This is a genomic window from Flavobacterium aquicola (genome assembly GCF_003385115.1).
Classification (GTDB): domain Bacteria; phylum Bacteroidota; class Bacteroidia; order Flavobacteriales; family Flavobacteriaceae; genus Flavobacterium; species Flavobacterium aquicola.
Genome location: NZ_QUNI01000002.1, coordinates 508,484 through 528,764 on the forward strand (window position 1 = coordinate 508,484; position 20,281 = coordinate 528,764).

The window sequence follows — 20,281 nt, forward strand, 5'->3', positions numbered from 1 at the left end:
TCTGAAAAGTCACTGAACGGAGGTATTTTCGCCTGTAAATTAATGGATTCTCTATTTGTAATTATTAAAACAAATAGAGATACCCGTTAAACCAAAACTAACTTAAATATACAGTTTATGATGAACCGCTATCGAAAAGGAAGGCGCTATTTTAATGTAGAACAACATTTTTTAATTGGGTTGTTTTTATTTTTATCCGTAGCAGCTTTCGGTCAAAAATTAAAAGTTTCAGGAGTTATTACAGATGCTGGAACAGGAAGTTCTCTTCCTGGAGTAAGTGTAACTCTTAAGAATTCTAACCAGGGAACTACAACGGGATTTGATGGTAAATATCAAATCCAGGCAAATGAAAATGACATTTTGGTATTTTCTTATATGGGATATCGAAAAGTTGAAATTACAGTAAAATCAGAAACTCTTAACGTCCGTTTATTAGAAGAGAATCAAAAACTAAATGAAGTTGTTGTTATTGGTTACGGAAGTACCAAATTGAAGTCTGCAACAGCCTCAGTAACTGCTGTGATGTCAAAAGATTTTAATAAAGGAAACATTGTTACTGCAGAAAATCTTTTAACAGGACGAGTTGCTGGTTTGACCATTACAACTGGTGGTGATCCAGGTTCTGGGTCAACGATTAGAATTCGTGGAGGAGCTTCATTAGGAGCTTCAAACGATCCTTTAATCGTAATTAACGGTTTACCCGTAGATAATAATACAATAGGAGGCTCACGTTCTGTATTGAGTTCTATTAATCCTAGTGACATCGAATCTTTTTCTGTTTTAAAAGATGCTGCAGCTACAGCTATATATGGTTCTAGAGCATCAAACGGTGTTATTATTATCACGTTAAAAAAAGGAACTAAAACCCTTTCAGCAAGCTTAGATATGAATATGGGTGTTAATACAATTACTAATACAGTAGATGTTTTTAATGCTAACGAAATAAGAAGTTTGATAGCGGAACAAGATCCAACCTTATTACCTTTATTAGGAACAGCAAATACTGACTGGCAGAAAGAAATTTACAGAAACAGTATTTCTTCTAATTTGAATTTTTCTGTGAATGGAATGCTGTTTGACAAAGTTCCGTCAAGACTTTCTGTCGGCAGAACATTACAGGAAGGTTTGATATTAACTTCAGGATTTGAACGCAGCAACGCTTCGATATCTTTGAATCCAAGTGTACTGGATAATCATTTAAAAATTACTGTTAATGCAAATGCTTCTTTGGAAAAAAACAGATTTAACAAAGGAGTTCAGGGAACAGCAATAACTTTTGATCCTACACAGCCTGTGTACGATGCTAACTCTCCGTTTGGAGGATACTTTCAATATTATAAAGATAATAATGACGGCGTTATCAACAAAAGTGATTTAACAGAACGTGCACCGTTGAACCCGGTAGCAGATTTGCTTCAGACCAACAGCCGAAGTGAGGTAAAAAGAATATACGGAAATGTAAAATTAGATTATACGTTCCATTTTTTACCTGAATTATCAGCAGTTTTAAATGTTGGTTTAGACAAAAGTTCAGCTGATGGTTTTTCAAGAACTTCAGACCAGAATCCGCTTTCTCAGGCTGATGGACGTATTATAGGTTCTTCAACTGAATATTCTAATGAACAGAGCAATAATTTATTAGATGGATATTTGGCTTATAAAAAAGCAATAGGAATTTTAAATTTTGATGTTACAGGCGGTTATTCGTATCAAAAGTTCACGAATAAAAGATATGCCTCTAATGAATTATTGGACGACGGTGTAGATAGTTCTCCTGTTACAAACGTAGATCCGGATTTAGTTTTAATTGGATTCTTTGGAAGAACAAACTTTTCTTTTTACGATAAATACCTTTTTACATTTTCTTATCGTAGAGACGGTACTTCCCGTTTTAGTGAAGACAACCGCTGGGGTAATTTCCCTGCAGCAGCTTTTGCCTGGAAAATCAAGGACGATTTTTTCCCAGAATCTAAAACATTATCTAATTTAAAATTAAGAATGAGCTGGGGTGTAACTGGACAGCAGGATATTGGGCAGGCAAATTTAGATTTGTATATGTCAAGATATATCCGAGGCTTACCTACTTCTCAGTATATTTTTGGAAATACAATTACAAATATTGGAATACCGCAGTTTAGAAATGAAAATCTAAAATGGGAGGAAACTACAACTTATAATGCCGCTATCGATTTTGGACTGTTTGACGATAGATTATCAGCTACTGTTGAAGGTTTTTACAAAGAGTCTAAAGATTTACTTGCTAATGCCGCTATTTCAGATGGTTCTAACTTTAGTAATTCGGGATTCCAGAACATTGGTGATTTCACATCAAAGGGAATTGAATTTTCTATAAATGGAGATATAATTAAAAACCCAAAAGGATTTAATTGGAATGCTAATTTCAACAGTACTTTTATAAAAACACAAATTAATAGTCTGGCATTAGGTCAGGATCAGTTCATGGGTTCAACAGGCTCAGGTACGGGATCTACTGCACAGATACATAGAGTAGGTTATACTCCTTATTCTTTTTATGTGTACAAACAAATTTATAATGAAGCCGGTAAGCCAATTGAGGGAGCATATGCCGATCTGAATGGCGATAATACAATCAACAGTGATGATTTATACATTCATCATAATGGTATGCCTACAGTAAGTATGGGATTTGCATCAAATATGTCATATAAAAACCTGGACTTATCTTTTAATATGAGAGCAAATTTAGGTAATTACGTATATAATGCTGCTAATGCTTCAAGAGCACAATATAATTTACTAAGAAACAGTTCAGTAGTATCCAACATACCAACTTCAGTTTTAGATACCAATTTCCAGTCTAACGAAGCCGTATTATTATCTGATTACTACATCGAAAATGCTTCGTTTTTAAAAATGGACAATGTAACCTTTGGATATACATTTAAGGAAACTTTTAGTGCCCAATCCTCTATACGTTTGACTGCTGGTGTACAAAATGTATTTACTATCACCAATTACTCAGGTTTAGATCCGGAGGTATTTGAAAACGGAATCGATAATTCAATAACTCCTCGTCCTAGAACCTATCTAATAGGTGCTAATATGAAATTTTAAAAAGAAACAGTATGAAGAATATATTAAAACATAAAGTAATTTACATCTTAGGGACTGTATTAGTATTGACTGGCTGTACAAATGATCTTAATATTGACATTGAGGATCCTAATGTATTACTGGTAGAAAACTTTTATTCTACGCCTGAATCTTATAAACAAGGTTTAGCGGGTGTTTATGGTAATTTAACTTTAACAGGGGCTACGGGGCCGGGAAGTTCTAACATTTCTGGTCTTGACGCAGGAACAAGCCAATATGGAAGAGGTTTTTGGAACATGCAGGAATTAACTACAGACGAAGTTAAATGGTCATGGGAAAATGATCCGGGATTAAAAGGATTAAATAATAATACATGGACATCTGACAATGTAATCATCCGTGGTTTTTTTGGAAGATGTATGACACAGGTAGCTTTTGCTAACGAATATCTTAGACAAACAACAGATGCTAAATTAGACAGCCGTGGTGTAAGTACTGAATTACGCAGTGAAATTAAAACCTACAGAGCCGAAGCCCGTTTTTTAAGAGCATTAGCTTATTATCATTTAATGGATTTATTTGGTAAAGCAGGATTTGTTACAGAAAATGACCCTGTTGGAGCTTATCAATCGCCACAATACGATCGCAAACAATTATTTGCTTTTGTAGAATCTGAATTAAACGCAATTTTGCCGGACTTAAAAGATGCCCGTCAGAATGAATATGCCAGAGCAGATAAAGCTGCTGCATGGATGGTACTAGCCAAAATTTATTTGAATGCAGAAGTTTTTATCGGTGAGAAAAAATACGATGAGTGTCTTACTAATTGTAAAAATATAATTGATGCAGGATATACTTTATCTCCGGTATATGCCAATAACTTTAATGCTGATAATAATAGTAACTCAGCCAAAAACGAAATCATATTCCCTATTGTTTCTGATGGTGTAGTAACGCAAAATTATGGTCCAACTACGGTATTAATTAATGCGCAGGTAGGAAGTTTAGAAAAAAATGCTGCCGATTTTAGTGTTCCAGGATGGGCTGGAGGATTGAGAGTTACCAAACAATTCTCAGAAACTATGCTAAACGGAAACTATGACAATGATGACAGAAATACTATCATCAGCAAAGACAGAACCATAGAAATGTTGGATATGAACAATTATGGAACTGGGTATATTACTGCAAAATGGTCTAATAAAACATCTACAGGATTAAATGAATTTGTAAGAGAAATGGTTGATACAGACTTCCCAATGTTTAGATTAGCCGATGTTTATTTAATGTATGGTGAAGCTGTCCTTAGAGGAGCTTCCGGAGGTTCATTAACTACTGCAAGAGACTATTTTAATCTATTGCGCGCCAGAGCAAACAATACGAATATGATTGTAACAGCCGACCTTAATCTTGATTTGATTCTTAACGAGAGAATGGTAGAATTATATGGTGAAGCTCACAGAAGACAGGATTTAATCCGTTTTGGAAAATTCACCGGAGGTGTTTACAACTGGTCTTGGAAAGGAAACGTGGTAAGTGGTATTGGTATTAACGATAAATATAAATTATTCCCAATTCCTAAAGCAAGTATAGCTGCCAATCCAAATCTTATACAAAACACAGGTTACTAAAAAAATATAGATAAAAATAAAATATAGATACAATGAAAAAAATAATCTTACTATTTATAGCATTTATAACACTACTAAGTTTTAATGCTTGTTCTGACGATAATTCTCCTGTTTTTGTTGCGACACCCGATGCTGATGGTATTGCGTTTACCAATTCTTTTGCAGCTAACTATTTAATCGCACCAGCTACAAAAGCAAACATAGCTGATAGATTTATGTGGGAAGCAGCAGATTTTGGAGTGGCGACAAATATTACTTATGAGCTTCAGGGAGCTATTACCTCCGATTTTGCAAACTTTAAAGTGGTAGGAACTACCACCGAAACTAACATTGCAGTTACTGTTGATAATTTATTAAGCTTTGCTAAAGATTTAGGTCTTGATGGTGATCCTGCAACAACTAATACAGATGGTTCTGCAAATAACAAAGGGCAGGTATATTTCAGATTGAAAGCAACTGCCGGAACACAAGGTGCAAATGAAACATTATCTGAAATACAGGTTATTTCTATCGAATGGATTGAAACAGCAGCGACTGGAACAGCTTGTCCTTCTCTTTATGCCGTTGGAAATGCTTTGACAGATATCGCTTGGAATTTTAAACCAGAAGGTGAAATGAAATGTGATAATAATGTTTTACAATTTAAAGCAAAATTTACTACTGGAAACTTTAGATTTTTCCAAGAATCAGGAAACTGGTCATCAGCTTTAGGTTTTTCACATTATAAAGAAGAAGGTTATACTATCGATGCAAACTTAGAAGATGCTTCAGACAATGACAGCAACTTTAAATTCGTGGGAACTCCTGGAATTTACACTCTTACAATTGATAATACTAATAAAACAATTGTAATGACAGCTTCTACCAACCTTTGGGCTGTAGGAGGAGCAGTACCAGGCGGATGGGGATTTAATACTGCTAGTACAGTTGAGTTCATAGAAACTACACCAAACATTTGGTCAGCACCTATTATTTTGTCAAATGATGTTTTCAGATTTTTCCATATCTTTAATACATGGGATAAGGAAAATAACTTTGCTTCTTACGAAGAGGCAGGTTATACAATCGACCCTAATTTTGTTAATGACGGAAGCGATGATGCTAATTTTAAATTTACTGGTACTCCAGGAGCATATAAATTAACTATAAATGCAATTGACAAAACAATAACATTAGAATAAATTTAAAAATGTTATAAAATGAGCATAGTCTAAAATTGGCAAGTTGAAAATCATCAAATACCAATAGCGGCTATGCTCATTGCATATTCAAATAAAAACAAAATAGTATCAATAGATGAAAAACATAAAGAAATTATACATCAGCACATTTGCGATTCTAGCCTTTTTAAATTTAGGCTCCTGCCAAAGTGATAGTGAATCAACTGAAAAAGATCCTGTTGTAACTCCTCCAGTTACCGAAAATATTTCTTTTTATTATGGTGCGGATCTTTCATATTTAAACGAAATGGAAGATTGTGGTGCTGTTTATAAAAATGATAAAGGTGTAGCGCAGGATGCTTATAAAATTTTTAAGGAAGCGGGTGCAAATTTGGTCCGCGTTCGTTTATGGCATAATCCTACTTGGACAAATTATTCCAATTTTAATGATGTAAAAAAAACAATTTCAAGAGCAAAAGCCTTAGGTATGAACGTTCTGCTGGATTTTCATTACTCTGATACATGGACAGATCCGGAAAAGCAGAAAATTCCAGCTGCTTGGGCAAGCCAAATGAATAACAAAGAAGCTTTAGGAAAACTGCTTTATGATTATACGTATAAAACCTTAAATGATTTATCAAAAGAAAACCTGCTGCCAGAAATAGTACAGGTTGGAAACGAAATAAATCCAATGATTCTGCAGGGCGACGAGCTTGTCTGGCCAATTAACTGGACACGAAATTCTTATCTTCTTAACAACGGTATCAAAGCTGTACGTGATATTTCAAAAGATAAAAACAAAAAAATAGGAGTTATGCTCCATATTGCACAGCCCGAAAATGCATTGTGGTGGTTTAAGGAAGCAACTGCAAATGGAATTACCGACTACGATTGGATTGGATTGTCCTACTACCCTAGTTATTCTGAATATACGCTGAACGATGTTTCGACACCTATCAAAACGCTGATAAGCACTTATAAAAAAAGACTGATGATTGTTGAAACAGCTTATCCATTTACTTTAAATAATAATGATAACGCTAGTAACAACCTTGGTACCGAAGCTTTAATCAATGGATATCAAGCTACTCAGGCAGGGCAATTAGGGTATCTAAAGAAACTAAAAGAGGTAGTAGCTGCAGCCGGAGGAGAAGGTATTATTTATTGGGAACCAGCATGGGTTTCTACATCATGCAAAACTCTTTGGGGTACAGGTTCTCATTGGGATAATGCTACTTTATTTGACAATACAAATAAAGCAACTTTAGGAATGCAGTTCTATAATGGCTCTAAATAATTTATAGTCATGGACATCCAAAAATTAAATATAAAACATTTGTAATGAAACAGTTTAAAACTCTTCTATTCGCTTTTTTTATAGTAACGCAGATTTCCTTTTCTCAAGTGCGTATAGTAAGAGAATTGGACAACAACTGGAAATTTCAAAAAGGAGATTTCGAGAATGCTTTTCAAACCAATTTTGCTGATTCAAAATGGCAGACAGTAACTGTACCGCATGATTGGGCAATTTACGGTCCATTTGATAAAGAAATAGACAAACAGAGCGTTGCAATTGTTCAGAATGGTGAAACAGCAGCTTCTGAAAAAACTGGAAGAACAGGCTCTTTACCTCATGTAGGCACAGCTTGGTACCGAAATAAATTTACAGTTTCGGCTGCAGAAAAAAGCAAAAAAGTGATTTTGCTTTTCGAAGGTGCCATGAGCGAACCGCAGATTTACCTAAACGGTAAAAAAGTGGGTGAATGGGCTTATGGCTACAGCTATTTTTATTTTGACATAACTGATTTTATCACGGCTGGAGAAAATACTTTGGCTGTAAAGCTAACTAATAAAGAGTTTGCTTCGCGCTGGTATCCAGGCGCTGGTCTTTATAGAAAAGTAAGCCTTATTATCAAAAATAAGGAAAGCATCGACCAATGGGGAACTTCTGTAACAACACCTTTTATCAGTAAAGATGAGGCTAAAGTAAATATAAAAACTAAGGCTTCTGGAGAAAATGGCTATCTGGTTACTACAATTTTTGATGCTAATGGTCAAAAAGTGAGTTCAGATAAAGTAACGACAAAATTCGGAAATGAATTTGATCAAAACATTAAAGTTCAAAATCCGAAGCTATGGAGTCCTGAAACTCCTTATTTGTACAAAGCCGTTTCGCAATGGTTTGTAGGCAGCGAATTGAAAGATGAAGTTACGACCCGTTTTGGAATTCGTGACATAAAATACGAAGCCAATAAAGGATTTAGTTTAAACGGTGAAATCAGAAAGTTTAAAGGCGTTTGTCTGCACCATGATTTAGGCCCTTTGGGAACAGCTGTAAACGTGGCTGCTTTGCGCCGTCAGTTAACAATACTGAAAGATATGGGCTGTAATGCAATCCGCAGTTCGCATAATATGCCTTCATTGGAACAATTAGAATTATGTGATGAAATGGGTTTCATGTTTCTGGCAGAAAGTTTTGACGAATGGGCAAAACCTAAAGTTGAGAATGGATACAACCGTTTTTTCGAACAATATGCTGAAAAAGATATTGTGAATCTAGTTCACGCTACCCGAAATCATCCATCTATTGTAATGTGGAGCTCTGGAAATGAAGTTCCTGATCAATGGGGAGATGAAGGAGTAAAACGTGCCAAATGGCTGCAGGAAATTTTCCACCGTGAAGATCCTACAAGACCCGTTACTGTTGGTATGGATCAGGTAAAAGCAACTATGGAATCTGGTTTTGGAGCTTTGCTTGACATACCTGGACTAAATTACCGCGTTCATTTGTATGAAGAAGCATTTAAAAAATTTCCGCAAGGATTTATTTTAGGTTCTGAAACAGCATCTACCGTTAGTTCTAGAGGAATTTATAAATTTCCTGTAGTACAGGCCAAAGACAAACAATATCCAGATTTTCAATGTTCTTCTTATGATTTAGAAGCCTGCAGCTGGTCTAATGTACCAGATGAAGATTTTGTTTTACAGGATGACAAACCTTGGGTTATAGGCGAATTTGTCTGGACAGGTTTTGATTATTTAGGAGAACCAACTCCTTATGATGAAAAATGGCCTTCCCGCAGTTCCTATTTTGGAATAAATGATTTAGCAGGATTGCCAAAGGATAGATTTTATTTGTACAAAAGCCGTTGGAACAAAAGCGAGAAAACCTTACACATTTTGCCACATTGGAATTGGGAAGGACGCGAAGGTCAGGTAACACCAGTATTTGTATACACTAATTATGACAGTGCCGAGCTTTTTGTAAACGGAAAAAGTATGGGTATTCAAAAAAAGAACAATACAACACCACAAAACAGATACCGTTTAATGTGGATGGATGTTAAGTACGAACCTGGAACTGTAAAAGTTGTTGCATTAGATAAAGATGGCAAAGCAGTCGCAGAAGAGGAAATTCATACTGCCGGAAAAGCCTATAAAATAGTACTTGATCCGGACAGAAAAACAATCAAAGCCGATGGTAAAGATCTGTCTTATGTTACGGTTTCAATAGTAGATGAAAAAGGAATTCCATGCCCAAATGCTGTCAATCAGCTGCAGTTTAAAGTTACTGGAAAAGGAACTTACAGAGCAGCATGCAATGGAGATGCAACTTCATTAGAATTATTTCATCTGCCAACAATGAAAGCCTTTAGCGGAAAAGCAGTAGTACTTGTTCAATCGCTGAAAGAAGCTGGAAACATAGAACTAACAGTTAGCGCAAAAGGTCTAAAAACCGCAGCAGTAACTCTTAATTCTTCGAACTAGAAATAGTTAAAATATCTTTCAATTTCTAAAAAAAATGGGGCAAATTGCCCCATTTTTTATGCCAATATTTTTTCGATTACATTTATTTCATCCTGTGTAAAATTCAGATTCTGCAGACATTCGATATTATTATTTAACTGTCTGACGGAACTTGCACCAATTAATACCGAAGTAATTCTTTTGTCTTTCTGCAGCCAAGCCAAAGCCATTTGTGCCAAAGACTGATTTCGGTTTTTAGCAATTTCGTTCAGCTGAATTAATTTCTGAATACGTTCCTCCGTAACCTCATCCTCTCTTAAATGCCCGTTCGGATTATGAGCTCTGGAATTTTCTGGAATTCCATTTAAATATTTATCAGTTAAAAGCCCTTGTGCCAAAGGTGAAAACGCAATACAGCCTACTCCTTTTTCTTCTAAAACATCTAACAGTCCTTCTTCTACCCAGCGCACTAACATGGAATATTTTGCCTGATGAATGAGACAAGGCGTTCCCAGCTGTTTTAAAACATCAACAGCAACTCTTGTCTGCTCAGCAGAATAATTGCTGATTCCCACATATAAGGCTTTTCCGCTTCTTACAGCATGATCAAGAGCCATCATGGTTTCTTCAATCGGCGTTTCAGGGTCAGGACGGTGCGAATAAAAAATATCTACATAATCAATATTCATACGCTTTAAACTCTGATCCAAACTCGATAATAAATATTTACGGGATCCCCAGTCTCCATAAGGTCCATCCCACATAGTGTAACCGGCTTTGGTCGAAATTACTATTTCATCACGAAGATTTCCCTGAAAATTATGCCACAATATTTTACCAAAATTCTCTTCGGCAGAGCCTGGAACGGGGCCGTAATTATTTGCTAAATCAAAATGAGTAATTCCTTTATCAAAAGCTTCTTTAGCAATACTTTCGGCATTTTCAAAATTATCCACTGAGCCAAAGTTATGCCATAATCCTAAAGAAATCTCAGGCAGTAACAGCCCGCTTTTTCCGCATCTGTTATATTTCATTTTTTATTTAATGATTGAAGGTTTTAAAAATTTAAAAATACATAAAAAAATCACGCAGTTCTAACAGATTACAATGATCTGCTAAAACTGCGTGAAAATATTTTCAGTTTAGTTTGAAATCTACTTCAATTCAAAACTGCTTTCCAATCCTTTATCAGAGTTCCCTCCTACCATAATTTTGAAAGTTCCCGGTTCTACTAAATAATTCCCATCATTATCATAAAAACCAAGTTCTTTATCGGTTAAAGTAAATGAAACTGTTTTAGTCTCCCCTTTTTTCAAGTTAACCAATTCAAAACCTTTCAGCTCTTTTATCGGGCGGATAATACTTGCATAATCATCATGAATATACAATTGCACCACTTCTTTTCCGTCATAATTTCCTGAATTAGTAACCTCAACTGAAACCTGAACAGACTCCCCTTTTGCGAACGCAGTTTTATTTAACTTCAGATTTTTATATTCGAATGCTGTATAACTCAAACCAAAACCAAACGGAAATAAAGGTGTTTTTTCAACATCTGTATAATGCGACCAAAACACGTTTTTATCACTATCTGTAGGTCTTCCTGTGCTGTATCTGTTGTAGTAAATCGGCACCTGACCTACGTTTCTTGGGAAAGACATTGGCAGTTTGCCGCTTGGATTATAATCTCCGTATAGAACCTGCGCAACAGCGTTTCCTGTCTGAGTTCCTAAATGCCAAGCCTCAACAATAGCAGGAATATGTTCTGCCGCCCACGGAATACTCAACGGACGTCCATTATTTAAAACCAAAACGATATTTGGATTTACTTTATAAATTTCTTCCAGCAGTTCCTGCTGTACACCTGGCAAATTAAGATCCGTTCTGCTTCGTCCTTCACCGCTTTGGAAACCATGTTCTCCCAAAACCATTACAACAACATCTGCATCCTTAGCCGCTTTTTTAGCTGCCTCAAAACCGCTTTTATCCGTAGTGTTGAAAACAACCTCATCTAAAAAGGAAGTTTTCCCAACTGTTAAATCTGCTCCTTTTTCAAAAGTCAGTTTATTGTCTTTATACTGCTGCATTCCTTCTAAAACGGAAACTGCCGTATTATCATCAGATGCTATTCTCCAGCTTCCCAAAGGACTATTTTTATCATTTGCCAAAGCACCGATCAAAGCGATTTTCTGCCCTGATTTCTTTAAAGGCAATAAACTTTTATCATTCTTTAAAAGTACAATAGATTTTTTGGCCATGTCCAAAACGCCTTCATTATTGGCTTTGCTTCCTATAACTTCTTTTTCGCGTTTTTCGTCACAATATCTATAAGGATCATCAAATAATCCCAATTCAAATTTCACACGCAAAATTCTGCGGACTGCATCATCTACCAGTGCTTCTTTAACTTTTCCTTCTTTAACCAAACCAACTAGTTTCGCTACATACAGATATGATTCCATATCCATGTCCGATCCTGCAACAACCCCTTTCAAAGCCGCATCTTCCTCATCTTTGGCATAACCATGCGCAATCATTTCGCGGATCGAAGCATAATCAGAAATCACAAAACCATCAAACTTCCATTTTCCTTTCAGAATATCTCTCTGCAAAAACACGTTTCCAGTAGCAGGAACTCCATTTAGTGTATTAAATGAATTCATAAATGTGCGGACACCAGCATCAACAGTCGCTTTAAACGGCGGTAAAACCGAATTGTACAATTTAGAATTACTAATATCCACGATGTTATATTCCAGTCCTGCCTCTACATAACCATAAGCAGCAAAATGCTTCGCGCAGGCTGCAATAGTATTTACTTTTGCCAAATCGGCGATAGTTTCTCCCTGAAAACCTTTCACTCTGGCAGTTGCAATTTTACTTCCCAAATACGGATCTTCTCCTGCTCCTTCCATCACGCGTCCCCAGCGGGCATCATTGGCAACATCTACATTTGGTCCAAAAGTCCAGTTAATTCCAGATGCCGAAGCTTCATCAGCCGCAATAGCCGCCGATTTTTTTATCGCTTCCAAGTCCCAGCTCGCAGACTCTGCAAGCGGAATAGGACTCAATGTTTTATAACCATGAATCACATCAAAACCAATAATCAGCGGAATTCCCAATCGGGTTTCTTCGACTGCAATTTTCTGTACAGCGCGTACATTTTTCACACCGCGAACCGTCAGCATAGACCCAACTAATCCTTTGCGCAGATGCTCATATTTCAATTCGGCAGTCCCGCCTTTTGGCGCAGGTCCAGTCACTTCCCAAAAACCATTGTACTGGTTCATCTGCCCCACTTTCTCTTCCAGTGTCATTTGCTTCAACAGCAGATCAACACGTTCTTCAACAGGTTTAGTTTTATCTAAATGAGGTAATTTTTGTGCATTCATAGTTCCAATTGTAATCAGGGTAAAAATCCCTGCAGTAATTTTTTTTTTCATTTTAAAAGTTAAAGATTATTTTTTGCGTCATCATATTTCAAAAAAACCAGCTGTTGTGCCCTAATTATTTGGGCGTGACCACGATGAGAAAAGGGGGCTGAATCATAGGAATCGTTATTCGCCCCCTTTCCTCATCGCGGTCGGGCTATCACGAGCGCTATGGCGCCTTGTTCTATCCCTCACGCAGCTTCACGGATTTTAAGACACTTTATTTTCTTACCCAATTTAAAACTGATAAAAATTTGTCATAAAAATCAGGAAGCAATTTACTTTTCTAATTCTCTTTCGACTAAAACAGATGTTGCAAAAACTAAAACAAATAGGTCTTTTATGCTTAAATAATTTGAATTTATTCCGTTATAAAAGACGAAGCTGGCAAATTAGCCTTATTAAAAAGTGCCGCCTGATCTGTATTTTTCCAAGCATAACGAACTTTCACCGGTTTTTTAACCTGATCAGAATTCAATACTACAGCATTATTTTTTATAACTGCATTTGCTTTATAAAACACATTATCAGCACCTGCAGCTTCAAACATATCGGCTTTTTTATCTTTAAAATATAATCCATCGGCATAATCAAAAGTGACTGTCACTTTATTCTTGTCGATTGCAATTCCTTTATAAAGCGGTCCGTTTACCAAAGCTGTATTTGTTTTGTAAGTATTGGCCAAAGCCAGATTCGCTAAACGAATCCCCACCGATTTTTTATCTTTTGGATGAATATCATCTGTAGGCGAAATATCACTTGTCACAACCATTCCCGTGTTTGGAACTTCCTGCAAAACTTTTCGCTGTGAATTGCGGACAATCGTTCCGCTAAAATGATCTTCTCCATATTTATAAGGCGCAATCTGAACATAGTAAAACGGAAAATCATATCCCCATAATTTTCTCCAAGACGTGATTAAAGCCGAAAGCGTTTTGTCATAAACCTCAGATCCCACATTACTTTCTCCCTGATACCACAATGCTCCAGCTATTTTAAACTTTGTCAACGGATAAATCATTGCATTAAAAGCTCGTCCAGGCTGATTGGGACCGTAACTCTCTTCTTTACGTGTCTTTGCTGTCTCCAATAAAACCGCATCATTCTGAATCACTTCTTCCGGTGTCCAAATCTCTGCCGGTGTTCCGCCCCAGTTTGATGAAATTAAACCAATCGGTACGTTTTTCAATTCTTCCTGCAGTCGTTTTCCAAAAAAATAACCCACAGCACTAAAATATTTCATAGTCTCTGGCGAACATTCCGTCCAGTTTCCTGAGATATTATTCTGCGGAGTTGTAGCTGTCAATTTTGGCACTAAAAAAAGTCTCATATTAGGGTTTGCAGCATTTTTTACTGCTTCATCACCATTCTCTATTCCCCAACCGGCATTCATTTCCATATTGGACTGTCCTGAACAAATCCAGACTTCGCCAATCAGAATGTTTTTCAGTACGACTTCATTGTATCCTTTTATCGTAATAGAATATGGCCCTCCTTCTTTTGGCGTCGGAATTAATATCTCCCATTTCGCCTGATTACTTGCTTTTATTTTATAGCTTTCATTATTCCAGCTTGGCGTAATCACAACTTCTTCCTGCGGATTGGCAAATCCCCAAAACAGCACTTCGCTATTACGCTGTAAAACCATATTATCCGAAAAAATATTCGGAAGCGTAACATTTGCGGAAGCGGTATTTGAAAATATCAGGAAAAGAATAAATGCAGTTATCTTATTTTTCATTTAGCAGCTTTTTAAAATAAGGAATTAATTGATCTGCCATCACTTTATCATCTGCAATATCTGGGTGGTAACCACAGCCTTTTGGTGACATTGGCTGAAATTCGAATAATGCAATTGGTTTGTGTGTTTTATCATTTTCAAAAGCCTGAATTACTTTTTTCAGACATTTTACCAAAGTCACATTTTTTTCACCTGAAACCATTGGGCTTGTCAACAGTACAATTCGGGTATTAGGAGCATGTTTGTAAACCGTTTTGATAAATCCGATATAATTGGAAACGTATTTTTCTTCATTAAACGGCAGTCTTGCTTTTTTTCCGTCACCGTCAGAAAGGTCATTAGTTCCTAAACAGATACTTACCAAATCAGGCTGAAAAGCAAAGTCATACGGTTTTGAACTGTCTTTGTTTAGATATAAATTTTCATAAACATCTGGGATATTTGGTTCATTCTCATGCTCATCATTCCAGTTGCGGTACATGCCGTAACCCGAAACAGAACTCAATACAAAATCAGTATTCAAAGCTCTGGAAAGAACCGGCCCGTAAGCCCAATACGCATTATGCTGGTCGTACCAATCACCAGCACCACACGGAATCGAAGACAAATCATTACCATAACCGCAAGTTATAGAATCACCAATCAGTTCAATTTTTTTCTTCTTCTTGGATGCTGTGTTTTTTGTTAATTTAGCTGTTGTCCCTGCAAATAAAACACCTCCGTTAGCTGCTTCGGTAGCTTTGTAAATCGAAAGGTGATGCGTTTTTTTGCTATTAGAAGCTTTAACAGGGTAGTTTTGTATTCCCCCCTTCTCGATTCGAACTCTCCCAATATAGTTTCCGTCAAGTTCTATCGAAACATAATTTTGATGATCCTCCACACTTTGCAGAGAAACTGAACAAGAATCCCCAACAAAGTCAAAAGAAACCGAAGCAGCAGCACCTATCAGTACAGCTTTATTGTCTGCTAATTTTTCGATTCTTCCGTCATAATCAAAAAATGATTGATTTTCAGCCGTTTTTTGGGCAAATGAAAAAGACGAAATGAGAATCAATAAAAATAAATAGTATTTTTTTTTGTAATTCATAATCTTTTAAAGCTTTTATAATAGTATAGACAACAAATATAAATTGATTACAATTTAATAATATATACTATTTTTTCAAACTATAATCAAAAATCTGCAAGAACACATTCATGTACAAAAAAACCACCTTCTTGGGTGGTTCATGTATACTGTGATGATTTAATAATTAACTTTTCACGCCAGATGCTGCAGCAACAACAGTTCCTTTAATCGTTAAAGTTTTAACAGCCGTCTCAACATTTGTTGTTACTGAAACCGTTTTAGTAAATGTCCCTGGATTAACAGCATTATAAGTAGCCGTAACTGTTCCTGATTTCCCAGGAGCAATTGGTGTTTTAGTATAATCTGTTGCCGTGCATCCGCAAGAACCTTGAACATTTGTAATTATAATAGCTGTTTTTCCAGTGTTTTTAAATTCAAAAACAATTGGTTTTGGTGTATTCTGCGGAATTGTACCTACATCAATAGTCTCACTTTTCCATACAATTGAAGAAGCTGCGGTTGTTTTTGAAACTACTGCTTTTACAGGAGCGATAGCCGAAAAAGACATTAAGCCTAAAGTTAATGCCAGCGTTGAAATTTTAATCATTTTCATATTTTTATAATTTTATTGGTTACTATTTTTAATAATTCAAAAATAAATTAGAAAAACAGACAGCCTTGTTAAGCGGTTTCAAATGTTTGTTAACGACTTGTTAATGCAAAAAAGACAGCCGAATTTTGATTAATATTACATCATGAAACTGACTAAACTCAATGGCAGCATCCTAATTGGTTTAATTGCAATTATAGGAATCCTGATAGCGCAATTGCTATGGACAAGGGAAGCCTTTAATAGTGAGGATAAAAAATTCAGTCAAAGAGCACATATTGCCTTGCTGGAAGTTGCTAAAAAATTATATCGTGGCACTAATCTGGAACTTCCTGGTAAAAATCCTGTGCAAAAAATTTCCAACGATTATTATATTGTAAATGTCGATAACGATTTTGAACCCGAAATTTTAGAATTTTATCTTATATCCGAGTTCAGAAAAATGAATATCACCACGGATTTTGAATATGCCATGTACAACTGTCAAAGTGACGAAATGGTTTATGGAAACTACATTTCGCTATCCGAAAAAAAACAGACCAAACATTCCGTACATTTCCCAAAACACAGAAATTTTGTTTATTATTTTGCCATTCGATTTCCTAATGAAACAGGATATTTATTTAGTTCACTGCGTTTCTGGTTTGTTCTTTCAATTGCATTAATCATTATTTTATTGGTCTACGTGTATTCAATTTTTACGCTTTTACAGCAAAAAAAATACTCCGATCTGCAGCGTGATTTTATCAATAATATGACGCACGAATTCAAAACTCCATTGTCTTCCATACTGATTGCATCAAATTATCTCTACAAACAGGATTCAATCAGGAAGGATGAAAAACTGGAAAAATACACTCACATTATTATCGATCAAAGCAATAAACTGAACCAGCATATTGAGAAGATTCTAAACATTGCAAAATCTGATAATACTCCTTTAGTTTTAAACAAAAAAAATCTGTATGGGCTGCCTATTTTAGAATCAGTAATTGAAAACATACAACTGAAACATCCCGAATCTGAAATAAAAATTGTAACCGATTTAGAATCTGCCAGCATCGAAGCTGATGAATTTCATTTTACAAATTTAGTTTACAATCTGCTGGATAACGCCATAAAATACAGCGATAACAAACCCGAAATCAATATTGCTATTGCAAAAGCTGGAAAGTATTTACAATTTGATTTTATTGATAACGGCATTGGAATTTCGTCCAAAAACACTGCCTTTGTCTTTGATAAATTCTACAGAATTCCAAGCCAAAAAAGTAATGAAGTAACTGGTTTTGGATTAGGTTTGTACTATTCTAAAAAAGTTTGTGATTTACACAATTGGAAAATTTATGTAAAATGCAATCCAGAAAAAGGCTGTACCTTTTCACTATTAATCCCTCAAAAATAATGAATCAAGCCCGAATACTATACACCGAAGACGATGCAACACTAGCATTCCTGACCAAAGATAATCTGGAACAAAACTATTATGAAGTCAGGCATTGCGAAGATGGAAAATCTGGTTTGGAAACTTTTAAAAATGGTGCTTTTGACATTTGTATCTTGGATATAATGATGCCAAAAATGGACGGATTTGAATTGGCTGCTGAAATCAGAAAACTTGATACAGATGTTCCTATTATTTTCCTTTCGGCAAAAACTTTAAAAGAAGACCGCATAAAAGGTCTCCGTTTGGGAGCCGATGATTATCTCGTAAAGCCTTTCAGCATAGAAGAATTACTGCTGAAAATTGAAATATTCCTGAGACGTTCCCGAAAGAATACTGCAATGGAAAAATCCGTTTATGAAATTGGGAAATACCAATTCGATACCAAAAATTTCACCCTTTTCAATGAAACAGAAAAAATCTCCCTAACCCAGCGCGAAGCAGATCTCTTAAAATTATTCCTCGACAATAAAAATGTGGTTTTAAAGCGGGAACAAATTCTAACTTCACTTTGGGGTGACGATGATTATTTCATGGGACGCAGTCTCGATGTTTTTATTTCCCGCCTGCGCAAAATTTTGGCTAATGAAAAAGGAATTGCAATTGAGAACTTACATGGGATTGGGTTTCGGTTTTTTGTTGAGTAACTTGATAAAAAAGTACTAGTCTTCAATACTATCTCTCAATATTGTCCTTCCGACAAAAGAGGAATTTCTATTATACTATTCTAAAAAATATTTCTACTTTTCATTTTTTATAAAAAAACTACAAAGGAATATTCCCATGCTTCCTATCAGGAGTTACGCCAACTTTATTTTCAAGCATAGCAAAAGCTTTTATCAGTTTGCGTCTTGTGTCCTGCGGGAGAATAATTTCATCCACAAAACCGCGCTGTGCGGCAGTGTATGGATTGGCAAAAAGTTCGGCATATTCAGCTTCTTTTTCTAGGAGTTTGGCTTCGTGGTCTTCCGCATCATGGATTTCTTTCTTAAAGATAATTTCCGAAGCTCCTTTGGCTCCCATTACCGCTATCTCTGCTGTAGGCCAGGCAAAATTCATGTCTGCCCCAATGTGCTTGGAGTTCATTACATCATAAGCACCTCCGTAGGCTTTTCGGGTAATCACGGTAACTCTAGGCACAGTTGCCTCGCTTAAGGCATAAAGCAGTTTTGCTCCGTGAACAATAATTCCGTTCCATTCCTGATCGGTTCCCGGCAAAAAGCCTGGCACATCAACCAATACTAATAACGGAATATTAAACGCATCGCAGAAACGGGTAAACCGTGCCGCTTTTTTTGAACTGTTCACATCCAGACAGCCTGCCAAAAACATCGGTTGATTGGCAACAATTCCAATGCTTCGGCCTCCCAATCGGGCAAAGCCTACAATGATGTTCTCGGCATAATTTTTATGAATTTCAAAAAAAGAATCTTCGTCTATAATCCCGCTTATAACAGCATGCATATCATAAGGCTTATTCGGGTTGTCCGGAATAATACCGGCCAATTGTTCACGTATTTCATCTTTAAGTTCATACGGAAGACTACGGGGTTTTTCATTGTTATTTTGAGGCAGATAACTCAGTAGTCTTTTGATGTCTTCCAGACAAACCACCCCGTTCACAGCTGTGCGGTGTGCCACTCCCGACTTGGTCGAATGTGTACTTGCACCGCCCAGTTCTTCTGAAGTCACGGATTCGTTGGTCACGGTTTTCACTACATTCGGACCGGTGACAAACATATAACTGGTTTCTTCGACCATAATCGTAAAATCGGTAATTGCGGGAGAATAAACAGCTCCTCCTGCGCAGGGTCCCATAATTGCAGATATTTGCGGAATCACACCACTGGCTTGTACATTTCTAAAGAAAATATCAGCATATCCGCCCAGCGAACGAACGCCTTCCTGAATACGTGCACCACCCGAATCATTCAGTCCAATCATGGGAGCACCAACTTTTACGGCCATATCCATGATTTTGCAGATTTTCTCCGCATGAGTTTCGGATAATGATCCTCCAAAAACCGTAAAATCCTGTGCAAAAACATACACCAACCGTCCATTAATAGTACCGTATCCTGTTATAACTCCATCGCCGTAATACATTTCATTTTCCATTCCAAAATCGGTGGTGCGGTGGGTTACCAGCATTCCGATTTCTTCAAAAGAACCTTCATCCATCAAATAATTGATACGTTCCCTTGCGGTCAGTTTTTTGCTCGAATGCTGTTTTGCAATACGTTTTATTCCTCCGCCCAAATGAGCTTCGGCAATTTTATCGTTGAGTGTTTTTATTTTGTCCTGCATATTTTTTAACGGCTAAGTTTTTATTAATCCTTTTTGGCTAAAGCCAAATTGTTTTTTTACCATTAA

Annotated in this window: 13 protein-coding genes; 7 read left to right on the forward strand and 6 right to left on the reverse strand. The window is 36.3% G+C overall.

Annotated features, from left to right (window positions below; genetic code table 11):
- Window positions 1-117: 117 nt before the first annotated feature.
- The 5 genes from C8P67_RS04730 (at window position 118) to C8P67_RS04750 (ending at window position 9,634) form a co-directional block, all read left to right on the forward strand.
- Window positions 118-3,096, forward strand: coding sequence for a SusC/RagA family TonB-linked outer membrane protein (locus C8P67_RS04730; RefSeq protein WP_245980371.1), 2,979 nt, complete (start codon window positions 118-120; stop codon window positions 3,094-3,096).
- Window positions 3,097-3,107: 11 nt separating this feature from the next.
- Window positions 3,108-4,706 carry a RagB/SusD family nutrient uptake outer membrane protein gene (locus C8P67_RS04735; RefSeq protein ID WP_115810894.1) on the forward strand — a complete coding sequence of 533 codons (1,599 nt, stop codon included), beginning with the start codon at window positions 3,108-3,110 and terminating at the stop codon, window positions 4,704-4,706.
- A gap of 32 nt (window positions 4,707-4,738) precedes the next feature.
- On the forward strand, window positions 4,739-5,887 hold the full coding sequence (locus C8P67_RS04740) for a SusE domain-containing protein (RefSeq protein ID WP_115810896.1): 1,149 nt from the start codon (window positions 4,739-4,741) through the stop codon (window positions 5,885-5,887).
- Between the two features lie 115 nt (window positions 5,888-6,002).
- Entirely contained in the window at window positions 6,003-7,163 is a 1,161-nt protein-coding gene (locus C8P67_RS04745) for a glycoside hydrolase family 53 protein (protein ID WP_115810898.1), read from the forward strand.
- A 44-nt stretch (window positions 7,164-7,207) separates the two neighbouring features.
- Window positions 7,208-9,634: a DUF4982 domain-containing protein gene (locus C8P67_RS04750; protein ID WP_115810900.1), complete on the forward strand. Its 2,427-nt coding sequence runs from the start codon at window positions 7,208-7,210 to the stop codon at window positions 9,632-9,634.
- 56 nt (window positions 9,635-9,690) lie between these two features.
- On the opposite strand, the gene mgrA is transcribed toward C8P67_RS04750, so the two are convergent.
- From mgrA to C8P67_RS04775, 5 genes are all read right to left on the reverse strand, one after another.
- Window positions 9,691-10,647, reverse strand: coding sequence for an L-glyceraldehyde 3-phosphate reductase (mgrA, locus tag C8P67_RS04755; RefSeq protein ID WP_115810902.1), 957 nt, complete (start codon window positions 10,645-10,647; stop codon window positions 9,691-9,693).
- A gap of 120 nt (window positions 10,648-10,767) precedes the next feature.
- Complete coding sequence (bglX, locus tag C8P67_RS04760) at window positions 10,768-13,056, reverse strand: beta-glucosidase BglX (protein ID WP_115810904.1); 2,289 nt, start codon at window positions 13,054-13,056, stop codon at window positions 10,768-10,770.
- A 349-nt stretch (window positions 13,057-13,405) separates the two neighbouring features.
- Window positions 13,406-14,785, reverse strand: coding sequence for a sialate O-acetylesterase (locus C8P67_RS04765; protein WP_115810906.1), 1,380 nt, complete (start codon window positions 14,783-14,785; stop codon window positions 13,406-13,408).
- Window positions 14,775-15,872, reverse strand: a complete 1,098-nt coding sequence (locus C8P67_RS04770) for an SGNH/GDSL hydrolase family protein (protein ID WP_115810908.1) — start codon at window positions 15,870-15,872, stop codon at window positions 14,775-14,777. Before C8P67_RS04770 ends, C8P67_RS04765 begins: the two co-directional genes overlap by 11 nt.
- A gap of 166 nt (window positions 15,873-16,038) precedes the next feature.
- On the reverse strand, window positions 16,039-16,461 hold the full coding sequence (locus tag C8P67_RS04775; protein WP_449403984.1) for a DUF1573 domain-containing protein: 423 nt from the start codon (window positions 16,459-16,461) through the stop codon (window positions 16,039-16,041).
- A 148-nt stretch (window positions 16,462-16,609) separates the two neighbouring features.
- Between C8P67_RS04775 and C8P67_RS04780 the strand changes: the two genes are divergently transcribed.
- Together C8P67_RS04780 and C8P67_RS04785 are read left to right on the forward strand one after the other, a co-directional pair.
- A complete protein-coding gene (locus C8P67_RS04780; protein WP_115810913.1) occupies window positions 16,610-17,869 on the forward strand; it encodes a sensor histidine kinase in 1,260 nt (419 codons plus the stop codon).
- The gene (locus C8P67_RS04785; protein ID WP_115810915.1) at window positions 17,869-18,555 is read left to right on the forward strand and encodes a response regulator transcription factor; all 687 of its coding nucleotides are present in this window, start codon (window positions 17,869-17,871) and stop codon (window positions 18,553-18,555) included. Before C8P67_RS04780 ends, C8P67_RS04785 begins: the two co-directional genes overlap by 1 nt.
- Before the next feature lie 118 nt (window positions 18,556-18,673).
- Here the strand turns inward: C8P67_RS04785 and C8P67_RS04790 are convergent, their stop codons facing one another.
- Window positions 18,674-20,215 (reverse strand): acyl-CoA carboxylase subunit beta, encoded by a 1,542-nt coding sequence (locus tag C8P67_RS04790; RefSeq protein ID WP_115810916.1) that lies wholly within the window; start codon window positions 20,213-20,215, stop codon window positions 18,674-18,676.
- Window positions 20,216-20,281: the final 66 nt, after the last annotated feature.